The following is a 20,096-nucleotide window of genomic DNA, read 5'->3' on the forward strand; positions in this document are numbered from 1 at the left end:
GAAACCTGTGCAGGCAGAGTAAACCTATGTTCAGATACGTCCGTAACGGTCTTTTAAACGAACGATGTCATCTTCGCCAAGATAAGAACCGGAACGCACTTCAATAAGATCAAGCGGGATTATTCCCGGGTTTTCCAGACAGTGGGCCACGCCAAGTGGAATATAGATCGACTCGTTCTCACCCAGCAGCCGACACTCTTCTCCCAGCGTCACTTTCGCTGTACCTGCCACCACAATCCAGTGTTCGGCACGGTGGTGGTGCATCTGTAACGACAGCCCCTCACCAGGTTTAACGGTTATCCTTTTCACCTGGTAACCACTGCCGGCATCAATGGAGTCATATTTCCCCCACGGGCGATACACTTCCCGATGGTTATGATGCTCATGGCGACCATCAGCTTTGATCTGCTCCACCACTTTCTTCACATCCTGCACGCGGTTTCGGTCGGCAACCAGCACCGCATCTTTGGTCTGCACGACCACGAGATCTTTTACGCCAATGGTCGTGACCAGTCCGGATTCTGAATAGATATAGCTGTTTTCCGTATCGTGGCCGATCACATCTCCATGATAGACATTACCGTCCGGATCTTTATCACTGATATCCCACAATGATGACCAGGAGCCCACATCGCTCCAGCCAGCATCCATCGGAACCACCACGGCATCGGCCGTTTTTTCCATCACGGCATAGTCAATAGATTCGTCCGGGCAGGCGAGGAATGCCTGTTCGTCAACACGGACAAAGTCCAGATCCGGGTCGACATCCTCCATCGCTTTTTCGCAGGCAGCCAAAATATCGGGACGGAATTTTGCCAGCTCTTCCAGGTAACGTCCGGCACGGAAAAGGAACATGCCGCTGTTCCAGTAGTAATCACCGCTGCTGATATAGGCTTGAGCGGTAGTCAGATCGGGCTTTTCGACGAATTCGGCGACGTCAAACGCGGCGTTTTGACCATCGTCAGATGCTGCAGCACCGCGCCGTATATACCCGTAGCCCGTCTCTGGCTGGTCAGGAACGATACCAAAAGTGACCAGTTTGCCCATTTCCGCAAAGGGTGTTGCACTACGAACAGCCTGGCGGAAGGCTTCTTCATTCTGAATCACATGATCGGCGGCCAGTACCAGAATCAGCGAATCGTCCCCCTGTGGGGAACGTAAGGCAGTCAGTGCTGCAAGCGCAATCGCTGGCGCAGTATTACGCCCTGCAGGTTCGAGGATAATATTTTGCGTCAGCCGATCAAGCTGGCGTAACTGCTCAGCAACGATAAAACGATGCTGCTCATTGCAGATCACCACCGGATTTTCGCATGCAATCCCTTCCAGGCGTCTGACGGTGGTTTGCAGCATCGTCAGCTCTCCTTTCAGGCAGAGGAACTGTTTAGGATAAAGCACGCGGGAACGTGGCCATAGACGGCTACCGGATCCGCCCGCCATGATCACAGGAAAAAGGCTCATATTCATTCAACTCTTTGTTAGCAAAGCATTTACCCACGCCGATAAAGACAGGCATCCCATAGGTTTAAGATGCGGATCTTCCCGGTTGATACTCTCTTTGTAGGCCTCACACTGGCTGAGAGACCATTCTTGCCCGGTGATGCGATCAAGCACCGTGACATTTTCCCCTGTCGTGTGTAACAGCACGGCCGGATTAGTGGTAATCAAATGTCGATTACCCTGCAGCGTTTCCCAGGTTCGCATCGTCAGGCCAGTCTGTTTCTGATGATGGATATCAATGACGTGCGCACTGGCTGCGGTGAGAGCCTCTAAATTATTTCGTGAGACAGGTTCAAACGTGAGCCACTCTTTCGGGCAGGCGCGCAACGCAGGATCGCGCAGATAGTAAAAGAGATACTGCAAACGGCTCTGGAAGTAGATTTTGATACAGGTCGTGGCCTGCTTTTTCCTTTCCAGAAAGCGGCTCAGGACACTGATACGATCGCCGTGATAGCTCCCGATAAAAGTATAGTCATACTCGGGTATGGCGGACGTAGCCGCTACGGGCGCAGGACGACTTTCACTGTAGAAGAGTGGCAAATACTCAAGCTTAAAATCAAAGCTGTCTCTCAGGTCAAACGTAAAGGCCCGGTCGGATTTACTGGCCAGCGCAGGGAAGGTTTTAATGTTAGAGATAGAATCCCATGAATAACTGGTTATCTTTAAATTATGATTATGCTGGCGTAGCAAATCTATAAATGACGGAGTGATGCAGGTTCCTTTCACAATCACCACATCCGTCAGCGTGGGTAAATCGTTTACGATTGCATCAAAAATAGTCCGCCCGTACCGCTCAGACATTCGGGTTGAATAGAGTGGAACATTGTATTTGAAAAGCGCTTTAGAAACGGAGGAGCAAAGCGGTCTGTCAGAAAAGCTGATGACCCGATCAAAATGTTTCTCAAGTTCTTCTGCAATAAGTTTCTTATAATCAAAGAAATCAGGACAGATAAACAATACCGTCTTATTACTCACCATTAACATTCACCCACTCGTTCCTTTCAAAACTGAACTGCTTTATTACTCTCGCAGGATTACCCGCAGCAATCGAGTTTGCCGGGATACTCCTGGTGACAACCGAATTGGCACCCACAATCGAAGACTGACCGATTCTTACTCCAGGAAGCACAACCACTCCCTCGCCTAACCAGACATTTGACTCAATGTAGACTGGATTCGTGTGTAGCTCCCGCTCACGGCTGATAGTATTCGGATGCGATTGATTTGGTCCCTTGTAGCTTCCATGGTTCAGATCCGTGATAAACACCCGGCTGGCGATAAGGACATCATCCCCTATAAAAATCTTTTCCGCCCCGGCAATATGGACAGAATCATTAATCTGGCAGTTAACCCCAAATTCAATGATCGGTTCAGCGCATGGCATCTGACTGTGCGCTTCAATTCGGCAATAGCGCCCCGTCGTGAAGCCTCGGGAAAAACGGATCTGTTTTTTCCCTCTGATATCAAAAGGACGACGGACTATTCGCGCATTTTTATATAATATTTTTGTATAGATAACCTGAAAAATTAGCGAACAGAATCCCAGAAAACCGTACAGTTTTAAAGTCTGACGTATCTTATCCAAAACTATCTCCTGACCACACCATTATTCAACAACGCATCGACGCACTGGTTATTCACTCCTGAAGTCACAAAGTGTTCCATAACCTGATTTCGGGTGGGGCAACTTATTTGTTTATATTCATTTAAAAACGAATACAACGAATCCCTGTTCACAATAAATCCGTTCACCCCGTCGACAATTTTTGTTTTAAAGAAGGCAAGTTCCGAGGCCAGTACCGGCACACCGGTCGAATTGGCGATATCAATTAGCGAGGTCGCCGTCACCGAATCATACATGGCAAACATCATGTCGGTTTTATTCAACTCTTCAATCACTTCCTCAGCGCTGGCGAATCTGTTCACCCAAACAACGTCCTTTTTCCCCTGCGCACGTGCATACAGTTCAGGCGCGAGCGTTTTCAGATCGCCGCGGCCGATAATCTTGATATCCAGCGTCCCTTCCGGAAGGCGCCTGATAGCCTCATCCAGATGGTGCAACCCCTTATAGGCAGTAATACCGCCAAAGAAGAGGATCCTGACAGGTGATGCAGCATCGGCGACCTGGGCTACAGGCTCAGACGGCGTTGATGTTTTTAGCGCAGTGTAGAAATCACCGGAAAGCGGTAAACAGGAGTTCACAACCCGTTTTCTGGGATACTGCTTTTGCGCTTTAGCAAAGAGCTGGTCAGAGCCGACGAGTACAGTGCTGGTGCGTAATCCCATATATCTGTCTGAAATCAGGTAGTTTAAACCACGCAACAGGCCCGAACGCGCAACATAGTTATCAATCTCATGAGCCCAGGCGACAACCTCAACATGACGCTTCAGCAGGAAGACCAGTAACGCAGAAAAGATCCCCTGTGAAAACACCACCACCTTGCTATGGTTGGCGTTTAACGTTCGCGCCAGCCGCCAGACGGATAAAAAGGTTTTAACAGGCTTCTTCAGACGGTAAAAAAAACACTGCTTGTTGTAGTCTTTTTCTGCATCAGGCTGCGTAGAGGGAAAATAGAATTCACTCGCAACTTCCGCATCCTGTAATGCGTGGTATAGCCCCGTAAACGAAAACCACATCGCAGAATCACGTCCCGACATGGAGACGAAAGCAACCGAACGCTCATCCCTGGTAGCCACGGCTATACACCCCTTGTTCTATAGATTGATTATCAGCCTGAAGTAACAACATTGTTTTGCCCATAGTCAGACCTACGGACAACAGAATAAAACACGCTAACAGCATTCTGGGCGTCCTGGTTTTAGGCGCCTGGATCAACGGCAGCAGGATTAATAATCCGACTGGATACAATCTGACCATCACCGGCAGCACAGCTAGTAAACACAACGCGACATAAAACAGCTTTGGCAGTGCCGGGCCTTCCATTTTGAAGATAATGAACGGTAGCACTATCAATATCACCGTCTGAACTAATGAAATATCAAACCGGAAATTAAACGCGCCAATCTCCCGGTAATCATTAATCTTGCCCAGTAAATAAGGTAAGTTATAAGAAAGTATCGCTAAAAATAAAAAACCAACAAACACCATCTGCCTGTTAATCTTTTTAATGTAAAGCAATCCCAGTAACAACGATGAAAAGTGGGAAAGGATCGCCAGCCCCACAGAAAAATATGACTTCCCTTTTTTATTGTCACAGAGGAAAGCTGCTGCCAGCAATCCAAAATGAATCGCCAGCCCTTGCCTGAGCAGATTCAGTTCAAAGGTGACAAACGAAATCGGGATATACAGACAGAAGAAGAAAATCAGCTTGTATTTATCGAGCTTAAACACAGCTATTGCCAGCACGGAAAAACTCACTAACCTGACCAACACCAGAAACTCAACATAATTGAAGTTAAGTCCCTTGGCAATAGATGTTAATAATCGATAAATAGGCTCGTAGTTTACTCCTGCCGGGTCGGTGTCATAGACCCACTGATAAAGTGTATGATCGGGACCGGCATCAATATGATAGAAGACATATATTGCATATACCATCATAAACATCATCTTTGCCAGCACCGCCTGAATCGGTGATGCGGCAACGAGAAGTAATAGCGGAATAAAAAGTAGAATAACAAGATAGATGGTCATATTATTTAACTTACATCCTCAAACCATCACGTATTCCCTTCAGAATATTTTTGAACACGCTTCGGGACTCCTGACGAAAGACAGGCAGCGATAAACGCGTTGCGATGGTATAGAACACAGCTATCTCGCGCTGAGGGAATGTAAAACATTTTCGGGCGAAATAGATACGATTACGCGTGAGGTGATAGGCCCCGAACGGGCTATATCCGCCGCCAGTAGAGATACTGACTTTGTGGTAAACGATCGTATCGCGTGCGATTCTGACCCGGAATGAGGCCATCACCGCACGGTAAATGAAGTCCGTGTCATCATAGTAGGCAAAGTACTTCTCATCCATCATGCCAATTTTATCAAAAACAGATTTATGTACCAACAGGAAACAGGTCGGTGAATAGGTACAATGATCCGCCAGTGTGGCTTTTAATTCTGAATAGTCCGCACCAACGTGTTCATGTGGCGCTAATGCACGAAACTTATCGAAGTGTCCACCCACGTACCATGCTTTCTTTTCTGGATAGTTAAGAATTGCCGGGCTGATTATTTTTTCATCATCTCTGAGTGCAATATCAACGATCGACGAGAAGACGGTTACATCGTCAAAAAGCAGATCATTGTTAGCGATAAGGATATACTCACAATCATCCTTGAAAGCTGCGCTAATCCCCTGGTTATTACCCGCAGCCACCCCGACATTGTTCCCGTTGTTATTGATCAGCGTTGCTGAAATATTGTATTCAGTCGCTAATCTCTCCGCAAGCAGTCTGGAGGTATCATTGGAACTATTGTCTACAATGTACAGATGATAATTTTCGTAGTCTTGCAGAGAAAGGCTTTTGTAAAAATCCGGTAAGACTTCCGGAGAATTATAAAATACGGTGACGATACCAATCTTTGGACTACTCATTTAAACACTTTCCCATTTATTATTGCTGGTATTGAAATATTTAATTACTCGTGCAGGGCTTCCTGCAACAACGCTGTTGTCAGCAACATCTCTGGTCACGACCGATCTTGCACCAACAATACAATTCTTACCAATAGTTACGCCAGGGTTAATATGAACGCCATAGCCAATAAAACTATTATCACCGATTTCAACGGGCAGTATTTTATCTGAAATACGGTTGCCGATCTTTTCTATCTCAGAGTACTCGTCATAGGGATGAATGATATCAACTATAGAGCAGCAACCCGTAATTGATACGTTATTACCGATTTTAATGCTATTTTTGGCAACAATATGCACGTACTGCTCAATATTTACATTGTCACCAATCTCGATCACCGTGTCTTTGTTATTCCCCACCACTTCCAGACGGACACCGTTGCGGATCAGGACGTTTTTCCCAATCGCCACTCTGCGTGCATTCACGATCATCATGGGCTTGATGATGCGGCTACCGGTGCCAAAACGCGCCATGGCTAAACTGTATTTTATCTGTCCGATAAAATAAAAAAGCTTATTGACAATCTTACTGAGCATCACGGTTTAATCCATTGTTTTGCTTGATGATCGTAGTGTTTAATGACTCTGGCTGGATTTCCGGCAATCATCACATAGCCATCAGGGAATGATTTTGTTACTACGCTGCCTGCACCGACGATCGTCCAGTCACCCAGACGGACATCGGGCAGTATTTTGGCACCAAAACCGAGGAATACATTCTCACCGAGTACCACTTCACCTTTGTCCGTATCCGGCTGCGACATAATGCGTCCGGCGGCGGGATCCAGACCGTGTGATAAGGTGCTGATATAGACGTAGTCACTTAACACACAGTCACGGCCAATAATAATTCTGGAGTTAGTATGTATATTGGCGTTACGTCCGATATAAACGCCCTCATGAATTTCAATGGCTGCAGATTTGTTTTCACGGATAATAAAAGTAGCGCCGTGATGAATAAAAGCCCCGGACGCGATGGCGACGCGTTTATCAATTAGTTTTTTATACTTATATTTATAATAAAGGCTAATCAGTTTACTTAACATATTAACTCTCAAGGATTTTTTTAATACGTTTGATATCTTTAAAAACAACAGCAAAGCTGACGACTGCAAGTACTGTCATTACAATATAAAATACTATCAGTAAACGCTCATCAGTAAGCTGTAGCTGAATTCTGGCTAATATAAAAATAATGACGAGTAATGCTAGCGGCCCCCCTGCAAGTAGCCATCTGAATTTGTTCTTACAGGAATCAAGAGCGGCAATGCCAATCAGTTTAAAGGAATATATAAACATAATAATTATTGTCGAAACGGCCATCGACATCGCAGAGGCATACACGCCAAAGCTTTTGACAAAGATGAAGGTCATCACGACACTGATCGCCCCTTCGAGAAGCGGAAGGTAGATAATCTCATTTTGCTTTCCTTTCGCCAGATATACCAGACCAAGCGGCGCACCCAGCAGTCGTGACAAATTAGTCAATAGCAAGAAAACAAAAACCGGCCAGGTAAAGGAGGCAACCTCGCTCCCGATCCAGATGTCGAGTACAAATCTACCTACAATGAAATTCACGACCAGCAGCGTAAATGACAGAGTCAGAATGGCTCTGGTGAGTATATAAACAAAATCGTTCAGCCTTGATTTTTCATCACTGTGCGTCAGCCTGACGATAGGCTGCAGCACTGGCGTTAAGGCCGCATTCAGGAACCCTACAACAGCAGTAACCAAAGTAATGGCGAGTGCATACCAGGCATATTCTTTGAACGCGTACCGGCCGATCAACACTCCGTTCAAATTAACAATTAAAAATGTCGAAAGATTAAAAACCAACACGCCAAAGCAATAACTTATAAACTCTTTGAATTTAATACTTCCGCTATCTTTAACGTCACCATTATCATTTCTCTTTCTGAACCTCAGGTACAGTAAGTAAACAACAATATAAGACAATGAGTTAATTACAAAATAGGTGATAGCCATCATCATCATACTGAAATGCGCTGAGATATAAATCCCCACACCCAGTATAGTGCGTGATATTAAATTAACCCCAGCTGGTATTTCATTGCGTTCAACACCGGTAAAGTATCCATTATAAACTGAAGCCAGCAGCCCTATAATAAAGGATAGTGAAACGACGAAAAAAACATCCGGCGCATAGGATGATTGCTCTGCATGTATCCCATTGAAAATGGTAAAGAAGTGGGTGTAAATGAGGTACAGAACGGTAACTGAAAAGACAACACTGGCAATAGAGAGGGTATTACCAAAATTGATTACCCGCTGGAGTTTTAATTTATTATTTTCCGCTACAGACAAGGTGACATATCTTGCTACTGATATTTGCCCACTAAACCCCAGTAAAGAAAAGAAAGCCCCTGTCTGTAGCACCAGTGACCAGATAGAAAAATCATTAATTGATAATATTTTAATTAAAAAGGGGGATATTACTATCCCCAAAATTACGTTTGAAAACCCATTAATAATATTTGATATCGAGTTTTTTACGAGGCGCTTAAAGCCACTCATTACCGGCTTTCCATCTGTTCTTTGAATCTCGACACCATATCCTCAACATCCCCCAGAACGTTTCTGGGCGTAAAGTGAGGGATCAGCGACAGCACTGAAGCAATGTCCGTCACTGGGAAAACTTCGCGCGGAAAGGCTCTCTGATGCCAGGTGACAGTACATCCCGTAGAACGAACCAGCACTTCAGCGATCTCTTCAGCAGTGGTGTTATAACCTGCGGCGACATTATAGATTTTGCCAGAAGCCGCATCGTTCTGTGAGAGTGCGACGCAGACCGAAGCCACATCTTCAACCGCGACATAATCCTTCTCATAGTGACGATCGATAAACATGTCGATATGACCATTATTAATCGCATTACGGGTAATAGAAGGTAAGAACAGCGGGCTATTTAATGCCACACCATAGACATTGCTTGGACGGACAATAACAATATCTTTGCCGCTTTTCAGACACAGTTCTTCAGCCACAAGCTTCGTGAGATTGAACAGTCGACGCCCGTCGTCTTCGCTGACAATCAGATCAGCCGCTTCATCTGTCTCATTGCCATTCATATAGACGCGCGTAGAAGACATGTATACCAGACGAGAGAACGTTGAATGCTGAAGAATATCAGCAAGTAATGCACTGTTAGCCTGAAACACGTTAAATGGCGTTTTCTGGCAATCGCCATTACCTGCGCAGTAGATAACGATACCCAGATCTTGTGCAAAAATGCTCTTATCGTCGCGTTCAGGCACCCAAACGTCGTGGTGTTGCAGCCGAAGCTGCTCCACAATTTCGTTACCGATGAATCCACGACCACCGAATACGGTATACTTTGCCATTTTTACCACCCTTCCTTCAGATTCTTATAAATATCTTTTAATGAAGGAAGAACTTTATCTTTTGCTGACAAATTGGGTTCGCTAATTGGCCAGTTAATATTTACCGTTTCATCGTTCCAGATCAGACCCCCTTCATCAGAAGGATCGTAGAAATCGGTGCATTTATACTGGAAGTCAGCCGTATCGCTTAATACACAGAAACCGTGGGCAAAACCGGGCGGAATGTAGAACTGAATCTTGTTTTCGCCGGTGAGCATAATACCTTCATACTGCCCAAAAGTAGCAGAGTCGGGGCGAAGATCGACGACGACATCATAAACTTCACCCTGCGTGACGGTCACCAGCTTGCCCTGCGGTTTGTTTTTCTGAAAATGCAAACCACGCAGCACACCGCCCGTTGAGCGTGAGCGGTTATCCTGCACAAAATCCTCAGCAATACCGGCTTCTTTATAACGAGCTGCGTGGAATGTTTCATAGAAAAAGCCGCGTTCATCGCCAAAAACACGCGGTTCAATGATCAAAACACCTTCAATCTTTGTTTTAATTACGTTCATTTTACAAACACACTCTTACTTAACGAGATTCAACAGGTAACTACCATAGCCGGTTTTAGATAAAGCATTGCCCGTGGCCTTAACGCTCTCTTTGTCCAGCCACCCCTGGTTATAGGCAATTTCTTCCAGGCAGGCGATTTTAAAGCCCTGGCGTTTTTCAACGGTTTGTACAAACTGAGATGCTTCAAGCAATGAGTCGTGCGTACCGGTGTCTAACCACGCGAACCCCCGGCCAAGCTGTTCAACTTTCAGCTCACCGAGCTCGAGGTATTTTTGGTTAATACTGGTAATTTCAAGTTCGCCACGTTCAGACGGTTTTACGTTCTTCGCGATGTCAACTACACGATTATCGTAGAAATAGAGTCCGGTAACGGCCCAGTTAGACTTCGGTGTCTTCGGTTTCTCTTCGATAGAGATGGCATTGAAGTCTTTATCGAATTCAACTACGCCGAAACGCTCTGGATCCATTACCTTGTAGCCAAATACGGTCGCGCCATCAAGATGATCTACCGCATGCTTCAGCTGCTTGCCAAAAGCCTGGCCGAAGAAGATATTGTCACCCAGAACCAGACAAACACTGTCATCACCAATGAACTCTTCACCCAGAATAAACGCCTGGGCAAGCCCGTCTGGTGAAGGCTGAACCTGGTACTGTAAGTTGATGCCAAATTGCTTACCGTCGCCAAGAATGCGCTTGAAGCTGGCCTGATCTTCCGGCGTTGTAATCAGCAGGATGTCACGGATACCCGCCAGCATAAGTACTGACAGCGGGTAGTAGATCATCGGCTTATCATAAATAGGTAATAGCTGTTTCGAGGTGCCCAACGTAATGGGATGTAGCCGGGAACCAGATCCACCCGCAAGAATAATGCCTTTCATTAGTTATCTCCATATTGTTTGGACAGCCAGGACGCATAGGCGCCGCTTTTTACGTTGCTCACCCACTGCTGATTCGCTAAATACCACTCAACCGTTTTACGAATCCCACTATCAAATGTTTCCTGTGGTTTCCAGCCCAGCTCACGGCTGATTTTATCCGCATCAATCGCATAGCGACGATCGTGCCCGGGACGGTCAGCAACCCAGGTGATTTGGTCGCGATAAGAACGCTCTTTTGGCACGATCTCATCCAGCAAGTCACAGATAGTGTGCACAACGTCCAGATTCTGTTTTTCGTTATGACCGCCAATATTGTAGGTTTCACCCACCAGCCCCTGCGTTACCACGGTATAAAGGGCTCGAGCATGGTCTTCGACATACAGCCAGTCGCGGATCTGATCGCCCTTGCCATAGACTGGCAGATTTTTACCTTCAAGCGCGTTCAGTATGACCAGCGGGATCAGTTTTTCCGGGAAGTGGTATGGACCATAGTTATTGGAGCAGTTGGTCACAACGGTCGGGAAGCCGTAGGTTCGCAACCAGGCGCGAACCAGATGATCGCTGGAGGCTTTAGATGCTGAATATGGGCTGCTTGGCGCGTATGCGGTGTTTTCTGTAAACAGCGGTAACTCCGCATCGCTGGCGACTTCATCCGGGTGCGGCAGATCGCCGTAAACTTCGTCAGTTGAAATATGATGGAAACGAAATGCGGCTTTCTTTACGGTATCCAGTGTGTTCCAGTACTTGCGAGCTGCTTCAAGCAACACGTAGGTCCCAACAATATTTGTTTCGATAAATGCTGCCGGGCCGGAGATAGAACGGTCTACATGGCTTTCTGCCGCCAGGTGCATCACTGCGTCTGGCTGGTGAGCATCGAAAATTTGCGCCATTTTTTCAGCATCACAGATATCAGCGTGCTCGAAGCTATAGCGATCGCTCTTATCAATCTCGGCAAGAGATTCGAGATTACCCGCATAGGTTAATTTATCGACGTTAACCACGACATCCGACGTATTATTGATAATATGCCGCACAACTGCAGACCCGATGAAGCCAGCACCACCAGTGACCAGAATTTTCACGTTATATTTCCGCTATTAATCTATTCGAATAGGTATTGAAGATAATGAAGCCTGAGAATTGATTTCATTACGGTGAATTTGACGCACGCTACCGCTCCTGGCTCAACAGCTACCAGTGCACTGCGTGGAAAATCAATTTTGTTAACTCTCGCTCGGGAAGCGGCGTTAAACGCCGATACCCTTAAAAATTAAATGCCGTATTGTGGTCTTAATCGCGAACCAAAACAAGGAAAAATCCCGGCTTCGCACAGAAAACTGAATGCCGGCACTGCTGGTTTATTCATTGTTTCTAAATGAAAAAACGACAGTGACATGGAAAACCACTGATGGCTCAGCGTCACCCATTCATCTGTCGTTTATCTTGTGCGCAACGCACAAAAAAATGCGCTATGCTCAGTCCGCCAGAAGCTGCTCAATACTCTTGCGGAACTTCTGCCCCTCTTTCAGGTTACGCAGACCATAGTTCACAAACGCCTGCATATACCCCATTTTCTTACCGCAGTCGTAGCTTTCGCCGGTCATTAGCATACCGTCAACGGACTGTTTCTTCGCCAGCTCTGCAATAGCATCAGTCAGCTGAATACGATCCCAGGCTCCCGGTTCCGCTTTTTCGAGCTCAGCCCAGATATCCGCATTAAGGACATAACGTCCAACGGCCATCAGATCCGAGTCCAGCGTCTGCGGCTGATCCGGTTTTTCAATAAACTCAACGATACGGCTGACCTGCCCCTCCGAATCCAGCGGCTCTTTGGTCTGGATAACGGAATACTCGGACAGATCGCCCTTCATACGTTTTGCCAGTACCTGACTGCGGCCAGTTTCATTGAAACGCGCCACCATCGCCGCAAGGTTGTATCGCAGCGGATCTGCAGAGGCAGTATCAATAATAATATCCGGCAGAACGACAATAAACGGGTTATCGCCAATGATAGGACGCGCGCACAAAATGGAGTGCCCTAACCCAAGCGGCTGCGCCTGGCGAACGTTCATAATGGTCACGCCCGGCGGGCAGATGGACTGCACTTCGGCCAGCAGCTGACGTTTAACACGCATCTCAAGCAGCGCTTCGAGCTCATAGGAGGTGTCGAAATGGTTTTCTACTGCATTCTTGGATGAGTGCGTCACGAGAACGATTTCTTTGATCCCTGCAGCAACAATCTCGTCAACGATATACTGAATCATCGGTTTGTCGACGATCGGCAGCATCTCCTTAGGAATGGCTTTTGTTGCCGGCAGCATATGCATGCCAAGGCCCGCTACCGGAATGACTGCTTTCAAATTAATCATTATTTCTTCCGCCTTAAAATGGTTGACGAAGTATAGACTTGCACTGGGAAAACACCTGGTTAATGAAGTCTGACATACGTCTTATGCGAATCAAGCATTGAGTGAAACTCACCCTACTTAACCTCATTCAGCGTCAGGTGTGACCCAGAATAGTCGGAAACCACTTTCCAGGATGCAATTGCGTGTACATTTCCGACAAATCGCACCCCCTTACCCGCTTATTCCGAGACGAACGTGATGTCGTCCTTTTTCTCATGAACAAACTCATGCTTCAGCGTGCGATCCAGCCCCTGGGATAGGCTATAGGGGGCATTAAATCCTGAACTGTGTACCTTGCTCGCATCGAACTGCGTGGTTGCACAGAATTTCTTCACGCGAACGGAGCTGATAGCATACTTTTTACCCGTGAGCTTGCTAAGAATATCAAAGCAATAACCCCCCAACATGCCCAAAGGATAAGGGAGATGAACCGATGGGATTTTCTTGTTGAGACTTTTTTCAACTTCGGAAACCAGCTGGTTCATATTGAGATCGGGCTTATCCACATAGTTGTAAACGTCATAACCAGGCGTGACATTCACCAGTTTGAATTTAATAAATTCGACGATATTCCCAACATAAGCCATTGATTTATAGTTGGTACCAGCACCAACCATTGCAAACTTTCCACCCGCAATTTGTTTGAGCAAATTGTAAACGTTACCGCGGTTACGTTCGCCAAAGATGACCGTTGGACGAACAATCGTCAGGGAACGTTCCTGTGGGGCATGATTAAACCACTCGCGCAGCACCTCTTCCGCCTGCCACTTACTCTTTCCATAGTGGTTGAAGGGATCATGCGGGTGCGCTTCGTCAGGGTTAACTTTATTGAGGCCATAAACGGCAACAGAACTGGTGAAAATAATGTTCTTAACATTATTTTTTTCCATTGCAGCCAGTACGTTACGCGTCCCCTGGACGTTAACATCATAGTATAAGGAGGTTGGACTCACATCGTCACGGTGCTCTGCCGCAAGTAAGACGACGGTTTCGAAGCCGGCGAGAGCCTGATCGAGTTGCTCCTGGTTCCGTACATCGCCCGATACCGTTATCTCAGGATAGAAATGACTTGGCTGCTTATCAAAGTTCGTTACATCAAACTCTTTTTGCGAAATCTCGATTAAACGAGTGCCAACAAAACCAGACGCGCCAATAAATAAAACTTTATCGCTCATAAACCACTCAATGCGTTACATGTGTCGGAAAAACCTCTGGCGATCTCGACCTTCCCTGAGGCACCGTGATAGATAACATTACAAAATAACGGCACGGATTATAGACCCTAAAGTGGCGGAGTTCAGTAACAAAATTTAAGGGGAAATGAGCGCTGTACAAACGAAAAAAGTAGCCCATTCTCATTTTCGCCCTGAGGGAAGGGTAAAATTAAGCTGGTCTACATTCACGACGTGCTGGTCCACCCGGTCAATATCCACCGAACGCACGCCCTTTTCATTCACGGCATTAATGTTTGCCATCGACAGCAGCGTGTCCTGGCGGGCCATAAACTTACCGCGAACGTCTTTGCGCAGATCAAAGTTCATCTGCAGCGCCGGACCGCGGTCGGAGTCCTGCATTATGTTGATATTTCTCATAAAGAGGTGCTGCGGTTTGTTGTGCAGCTCCAGCGAAGCACGGTGCAGTTCAAGATTGGTAATGGAGACAAACGAAGTGGCATTGCCGGACGAAATCTGGATCCCGCGCAGTTTATAAGCAAGATTTGAGTTATCCAGCCGAATATCGTTGAGCCTGAAATTCTGTGGAATGGACAAATAATTACCTTTGATGACGCCGTAACCAATTAACATCCCGGCGCTGTTCTCCATCTCAACATTATCAATAACGAAATTATCACAGCCGTATATCGCTACCGTGGCATTGTCAATTCCCGCTTTTTTACTGAAATCCGGAGTGATATTTTTAGCTTTTACATTACGAATAATAAAGTGTTTGCCATTTTCAACGTGCACCAGCTGACGGCAGTTGCTGCCAGTGATGTTGGCGACCACAAAGTTCTTCACCGCCCGGTCTTCCGGGTAGGCATTGTCGTAGGTGCTTCCCGCCAGCCCGATCCCGATACCCCAGTTGATCTTGCCGTTGGTGCAGTCGATATTGTCGATAACGTGGTCTGAGATCAAAATATTATGGTCGTTGATGGCGACGTTCCACTCGATGGCATCGCCCTGTAAATGGCTAAAGTGACTGTTGGTGATGCGTGCACCGTCGATCTTGTTATGAAAACCCTGGCGCAGGATGGCGTAGTTGGCTTTGGTCACGGTAATGTTATCGATCAGCAGGTTGCGCATCACCTCCGGCTGATCGTGTTTACCGCCGATAAATATCTGAGTTACTGGCCCATAGCCGCTCATCGCGATGCCCTGGATAACACAGTTTGAGCCACGAACATCAACGCGGATGTTATAGAGGCTACCGCCCTTCTCGCCGATAATTTTGCAGTCGTCCTGCAGAGCAAAACGACCCTTTCCGTTACCGCGGAGTTCACCGCGCACCAGCAGGGTTTTACCGGGCGGCAGGACAATACCGGTGTTGATATTGTCGCAGACCACACCGGCCGGGACTTCCACCACATCAGCGCTGGCGAAAGCCTGCCGAAGCGCCAGGACCCAGTCATTGCCGGTCAGGTGGTCACGTATATCGACCGTGCCGCTGCGCACGGCGGCGCGAACGGCGGGAGAGTGCAGCAGGGGTAAAACGGCAAGCGCGGAGCCTGCCGTGAGAAAGGTACGTCGGGAAAATGTGTTTTTTTGCATGCAACCTCTCGATTAAAGCGTTTGCAGGAGGGAGGCGAGCTGACGGTTGATAATCTGCTGGTTGAACTCCGCCTCCACCTTCTGCCTGGCGCGATGCACCACCGGTTTGATCTCCTGTCCGGCAAGATGGCTGAAGGCGCTGAGGCGGTCTGCCAGCATCCGGGCATCGTTTTCCGGTACCAGCCAGCCGGAACGGCCTGCGTCAATCAGTTCCGGGATGCCGCTGTGCACGGTAGATACCACCGGGATCCCCACCGCCATGGCTTCCATCAGCGCCACCGGGATCCCTTCCATATCCCCGTCCGCGCCGGTCACCGACGGCAGCAGGAAGACATCGGCATCGTCCAGCATCGCCTTGACCTCATGGCTGGGCTTAAAGCCGGGCATTTCAACCACGTCCTCCAGCTGATACTGCTCGATCAGGGTGCGCAGACGGCGTTCCCACGGACCAATACCGAGAATGCGGTAGTGAAAATCCACCCCACGATCTTTCATCTGGCGGCAGGCCTCAATCGCCACGTGCAGCCCCTTTTTCTCGGTCAGACGGGCGACGGAGATAATTTGCAGGGTGCTGCCCGGCGTTTTCAGCGGCCGCAGGGCAAAGCGGTTAATATCAACGCCCATACGCGAGACGACGATTTTTTCCGTCGGACAGCCCATCGCCTGCAGGCGGCTGGCCCAGAGTTCACTGATAGGCAGCATCAGATCGCCCCGGCCAAACAGCTGCCGATACTCCGGTGAGTAGTGGTCCAGCACATCGCGATGGGACACATCGATCCCGTGGAACACGGTGGCAATTTTTCCGCGCAAAACGCCCAGCTCGCGCAGCTTGGCGGCGCTGACGCCGGCCGGGCCAAAGTGGGCGATAAAGACATCCGCTGAATAGGCCTGTGGCACTCGCGCACAGATGGTGGAGAGGATCAGGTTGCGGGCTTCGCCGCCGTACCGTGCAAGGTTAAGCGCCCGCCAGGTGGCAGCACGGTTCAGGCCTTTAAAGGTATTGGCCGCCCGGAACATCAGCTTAGCGCGTTTACCTTCCGGCTCGTCCAGCAGCCAGCGGGTTTTCTCCGCCAGCCCGTACTGGGTAAAGGCGGCGTGGGTATTGGTCAGATCGCCCTTATGCAGGGCAATAATCTCGACCTCATGTCCCATCTCGATAAAGGCGACAATCTGGTTAAGGATAAAGGTCTCCGAGGAGAGCGGAAATTTCAGCAGAAAGAAGCCGACTTTCATTTCCCCTCCCCGATACGCTGGAGAACGGATTTCACCATCTTCAGGCCCACTTCACGCTCTGCCGCTACCGCCTGCTGTACCTGCTCGCGTACCGCCGGGAGCTGTCCCAGGGTGTCGCCTACCTTCGCGCCCAGACTGCCGTCCAGCAGATGGCGAATATCCACCGCCATATCGGGGATCCCCAGCTGCTGCATAATACCCGCCGACTTGTGCTCATAGTTGATAGCAATCGCCGGGGTACCAAAGTTCATCGAAATAATCGCCGAATGGAGGCGAGTGCCGACCGTCAGATCGCAGGCGCCAAAGATTTTGCCCATTTCCAGATCGTTCAGCTCATCCATCACCACGTGATAGCGCGACGGATCGTTAACCAGAGACTGCAGATTCAGCGCAATCATCCGGTCATCCTTGTTATAGCTGTCGATACCGGTACAGGTTGACAGAGCCACCACCTGCCAGCCGCTGTCGAGGATACGGTTAACCACGTCAGCAAACGCCTGCTCGTAGGCCTTCTGGGTGGTGCCGAGGCGCTTATCGAAAGGCGCCAGTTCGCGCAGCGTAATGGCAACGGTTTTTTGCTGACCAATCACCTTAAGCCAGTGCTGTACGCGATAGTCGGCGACAAAGTCTTCCTCGTGATGGGAGACCAGCCAGGCGGTATCCACGCCGTGCTCGACTTTTGAGGTGTCTATTGCGCTTTGCTTCATCAGATCGAGGCTGACGGACTCACGCAGGATCAGCGCGTTACAGTGGCCGAAGACGTAGTTCGCCAGCTGGTTAAACTGCGGCTCCTGGAACGGCCCAACGCTGTGCCCAACCATATAGAGCGGTTTTTTGGCCATAAAGGTACAGAGGGCGTGCTCAAACTGCGGGACGCCGTACAGGTCAACGAAGAAAGAGCCGCCGACCTGAATAATGGCGTCATAGCCTGACAGAAGACGCACAAAATCGGTGAATCCCTGGGCAATGGCGATATTACGCAGCCTGCCGCTGTCGGTGACCCGGGAGAGCAGCACCTGGTGCTGATAGCGACGGCGCAGGACTTTTTTCACCCGTCCCACAACGCCCGCGGCGTTGTTATGCTGTTTCATCTGCGAATAGAGCGGATCGCCCATTACCGGGCGATTCAGCAGCCAGGATGAGCTCACCGGATAGCGGCTCATCACATCCACTTCTGCGTCAGGCTCAAGCGTGGCAATCGCATCCAGCAGCCCGCGTAAAATGGCGCTATCGCCGCGGTTGCCGCAGGTATGGTTACCAAGAATCAATAATTTCATAATGACCTCTTAAAGGGGTTCTTAAATACTCAACCTGCGCGAAGCAGCGTTTTCATTTTTTCACTGCGACAAAACTGGCGTTTTATCTCCACCACCAGCCCGTTGCGCGACAGCACAATCATCACCATAAAGGCCAGCACCCCGGCGGTAATCTGCAGCGCCAGCAGCGGTGCCAGCGTCAGATGTCCCTGCAGGGCAAATCCCAGCCCATAGCTCACCACCAGCGTCGGCAGCGACAGATAAAACGGCAGCCACAGGCTGAGGATGTACTGGCGATAGCTGGAGCCAAGGATCGGTTTAATCATCACGAAATAACTAAGAATCGTATTGATCACCTGCACCAGCAGGAAGCCGAGGGTCACGCCGAGCGCGCCTGCGGTCTGGCCGCCGATAATAATCGCCGGAACAAAGAGGAAGGTTTTGAAGACGTTGAATTTAAAGCTGATATCCACGCGGGCTTTTGCCATCAGCAGCGACCCTATCGGATTCCCCACCGAGCGCAGCAGGCCCACGACACACAGCAACTGCAGGATCGGAATAATACTGTTCCACTTCTCACCGAAGACCAGCGGCACAAAGTTGTTTGAGACCACCATCAGGCCCAGCAACGCCGGGAAGTTAATAATCCCCACCACCGACAGCAGCTTGTAAAAGTTCACCCGCAGCTTGTCCGTATCGTCCTGAATTTTCGCAAAGGCCGGAAACAGCACCCGGGTAATAATCGGGTTCAGCTTCATTGGTGGCACTACCGCCACGTTATAGGCCAGGTTGTAGCCCCCGGCCACGCTGGCCCCGAGGATACGCGCCAGCACCAGCGTCGACAGGTTAGTGTTGAGATAGTTGATAATGCTGTCTGCCGTCAACCAGGCCCCGAAGCGCAGATTGGGTGCCACAGAACGCAGGGAGAAATGCAGCCCAGGACGGTAGATTTTGCGCCCGGCGTAGCCGAAGAGGACGGTGCGCACGACGCTGTTCACCAGATATCCGAGGATCGCCGTCATTGCCAGCGGCCAGTAGTGTGCGCTGACCACGGTAAAGGTGAATCCTGCCAGCACGGAGCTGGTCTCAATCAGGCCAATCTTGTTGAATTCCAGCTCTTTCTGCATCAGGGCGCGGTACTGCTGCCCGTGTGGGATCACCACAAAGGCCAGCGACAGGGTCTGGATCAGCGGCGCCAGATCCGGGTTATGCAACACCCCGGCAATGGGGCCGCTCAGCAGAAACATCGCCACACAGACTACCAACCCCAGCCCAACGTTCAGCCAGTAGAGGGTGGTCAGTTCAAGATGGCTAATCTCTTTGCGCTGGATAATCGAGTTGGCGATACCGAAATCAGACAGGGTATCGGCCAGGGCGATAATCACCAGCGAGACGGTCAGCAGACCAAACTGGTGATTATCGATAATCCGCGCCAGCACCGTCATCTGCACCAGCCCCAGGCCGATGATAATCACCGTCGCCATAGCCGACCATTTGGCACCGCTGATGGTTTTCTCTCTCAGACTCATCTGTGTGCT

General features: G+C 49.0%; 19 protein-coding genes. All 19 read right to left on the reverse strand.

All coding sequences use genetic code 11. The features are described 5' to 3' along the window. Positions 1-30: 30 nt before the first annotated feature. Positions 31-1,458, reverse strand: a complete 1,428-nt coding sequence (gene cpsB / locus EDF81_RS05835) for a mannose-1-phosphate guanyltransferase (RefSeq protein ID WP_404851449.1) — start codon at positions 1,456-1,458, stop codon at positions 31-33. A gap of 6 nt (positions 1,459-1,464) precedes the next feature. Further along, positions 1,465-2,481, reverse strand: coding sequence for a hypothetical protein (locus EDF81_RS05840; protein WP_123347110.1), 1,017 nt, complete (start codon positions 2,479-2,481; stop codon positions 1,465-1,467). Continuing rightward, positions 2,465-3,082 carry a DapH/DapD/GlmU-related protein gene (locus tag EDF81_RS05845; protein ID WP_260232654.1) on the reverse strand — a complete coding sequence of 206 codons (618 nt, stop codon included), beginning with the start codon at positions 3,080-3,082 and terminating at the stop codon, positions 2,465-2,467. The genes EDF81_RS05840 and EDF81_RS05845 overlap by 17 nt, the downstream gene beginning before the upstream one ends. A 2-nt stretch (positions 3,083-3,084) precedes the next feature. Next, positions 3,085-4,194 (reverse strand): glycosyltransferase, encoded by a 1,110-nt coding sequence (locus EDF81_RS05850; protein ID WP_148049910.1) that lies wholly within the window; start codon positions 4,192-4,194, stop codon positions 3,085-3,087. Then, positions 4,178-5,152 (reverse strand): EpsG family protein, encoded by a 975-nt coding sequence (locus tag EDF81_RS05855; protein ID WP_123347114.1) that lies wholly within the window; start codon positions 5,150-5,152, stop codon positions 4,178-4,180. The genes EDF81_RS05850 and EDF81_RS05855 overlap by 17 nt, the downstream gene beginning before the upstream one ends. Before the next feature lie 10 nt (positions 5,153-5,162). Beyond that, complete coding sequence (locus tag EDF81_RS05860) at positions 5,163-6,056, reverse strand: glycosyltransferase family 2 protein (RefSeq protein ID WP_123347116.1); 894 nt, start codon at positions 6,054-6,056, stop codon at positions 5,163-5,165. Then, the gene (locus tag EDF81_RS24320) at positions 6,057-6,635 is read right to left on the reverse strand and encodes a DapH/DapD/GlmU-related protein (RefSeq protein WP_148049919.1); all 579 of its coding nucleotides are present in this window, start codon (positions 6,633-6,635) and stop codon (positions 6,057-6,059) included. Continuing rightward, entirely contained in the window at positions 6,635-7,144 is a 510-nt protein-coding gene (locus tag EDF81_RS05870; RefSeq protein ID WP_123347129.1) for a DapH/DapD/GlmU-related protein, read from the reverse strand. The genes EDF81_RS24320 and EDF81_RS05870 overlap by 1 nt, the downstream gene beginning before the upstream one ends. 1 nt (position 7,145) lies before the next feature. Continuing rightward, complete coding sequence (locus tag EDF81_RS05875; RefSeq protein WP_123347132.1) at positions 7,146-8,633, reverse strand: lipopolysaccharide biosynthesis protein; 1,488 nt, start codon at positions 8,631-8,633, stop codon at positions 7,146-7,148. After that, positions 8,633-9,460 carry an NAD(P)-dependent oxidoreductase gene (locus EDF81_RS05880; RefSeq protein ID WP_123347134.1) on the reverse strand — a complete coding sequence of 276 codons (828 nt, stop codon included), beginning with the start codon at positions 9,458-9,460 and terminating at the stop codon, positions 8,633-8,635. Before EDF81_RS05880 ends, EDF81_RS05875 begins: the two co-directional genes overlap by 1 nt. Before the next feature lie 2 nt (positions 9,461-9,462). Beyond that, on the reverse strand, positions 9,463-10,014 hold the full coding sequence (gene rfbC / locus EDF81_RS05885; RefSeq protein WP_123347136.1) for a dTDP-4-dehydrorhamnose 3,5-epimerase: 552 nt from the start codon (positions 10,012-10,014) through the stop codon (positions 9,463-9,465). A gap of 15 nt (positions 10,015-10,029) precedes the next feature. Continuing rightward, positions 10,030-10,893, reverse strand: a complete 864-nt coding sequence (gene rfbA, locus EDF81_RS05890) for a glucose-1-phosphate thymidylyltransferase RfbA (protein WP_123347138.1) — start codon at positions 10,891-10,893, stop codon at positions 10,030-10,032. Further along, positions 10,893-11,975: a dTDP-glucose 4,6-dehydratase gene (gene rfbB / locus EDF81_RS05895; protein ID WP_123347140.1), complete on the reverse strand. Its 1,083-nt coding sequence runs from the start codon at positions 11,973-11,975 to the stop codon at positions 10,893-10,895. The genes rfbA and rfbB overlap by 1 nt, the downstream gene beginning before the upstream one ends. A 393-nt stretch (positions 11,976-12,368) precedes the next feature. Then, complete coding sequence (gene galF, locus EDF81_RS05900) at positions 12,369-13,262, reverse strand: GalU regulator GalF (RefSeq protein ID WP_123347142.1); 894 nt, start codon at positions 13,260-13,262, stop codon at positions 12,369-12,371. Between the two features lie 218 nt (positions 13,263-13,480). Next, positions 13,481-14,476: an NAD-dependent epimerase/dehydratase family protein gene (locus EDF81_RS05905; protein WP_123347144.1), complete on the reverse strand. Its 996-nt coding sequence runs from the start codon at positions 14,474-14,476 to the stop codon at positions 13,481-13,483. Positions 14,477-14,656: 180 nt separating this feature from the next. Further along, positions 14,657-16,069 carry a colanic acid biosynthesis protein WcaM gene (gene wcaM, locus EDF81_RS05910; RefSeq protein WP_123347146.1) on the reverse strand — a complete coding sequence of 471 codons (1,413 nt, stop codon included), beginning with the start codon at positions 16,067-16,069 and terminating at the stop codon, positions 14,657-14,659. A 12-nt stretch (positions 16,070-16,081) separates the two neighbouring features. Continuing rightward, positions 16,082-17,302, reverse strand: coding sequence for a colanic acid biosynthesis glycosyltransferase WcaL (gene wcaL, locus EDF81_RS05915; protein ID WP_123347148.1), 1,221 nt, complete (start codon positions 17,300-17,302; stop codon positions 16,082-16,084). Beyond that, complete coding sequence (wcaK, locus tag EDF81_RS05920) at positions 17,299-18,579, reverse strand: colanic acid biosynthesis pyruvyl transferase WcaK (protein ID WP_123347150.1); 1,281 nt, start codon at positions 18,577-18,579, stop codon at positions 17,299-17,301. The genes wcaL and wcaK overlap by 4 nt, the downstream gene beginning before the upstream one ends. Before the next feature lie 29 nt (positions 18,580-18,608). Further along, positions 18,609-20,087, reverse strand: coding sequence for a colanic acid undecaprenyl disphosphate flippase WzxC (wzxC, locus tag EDF81_RS05925; RefSeq protein WP_123347152.1), 1,479 nt, complete (start codon positions 20,085-20,087; stop codon positions 18,609-18,611). Positions 20,088-20,096 lie beyond the last annotated feature (9 nt).

It is taken from the genome of Enterobacter sp. BIGb0383 (assembly GCF_003751845.1).
GTDB lineage: Bacteria > Pseudomonadota > Gammaproteobacteria > Enterobacterales > Enterobacteriaceae > BIGb0383.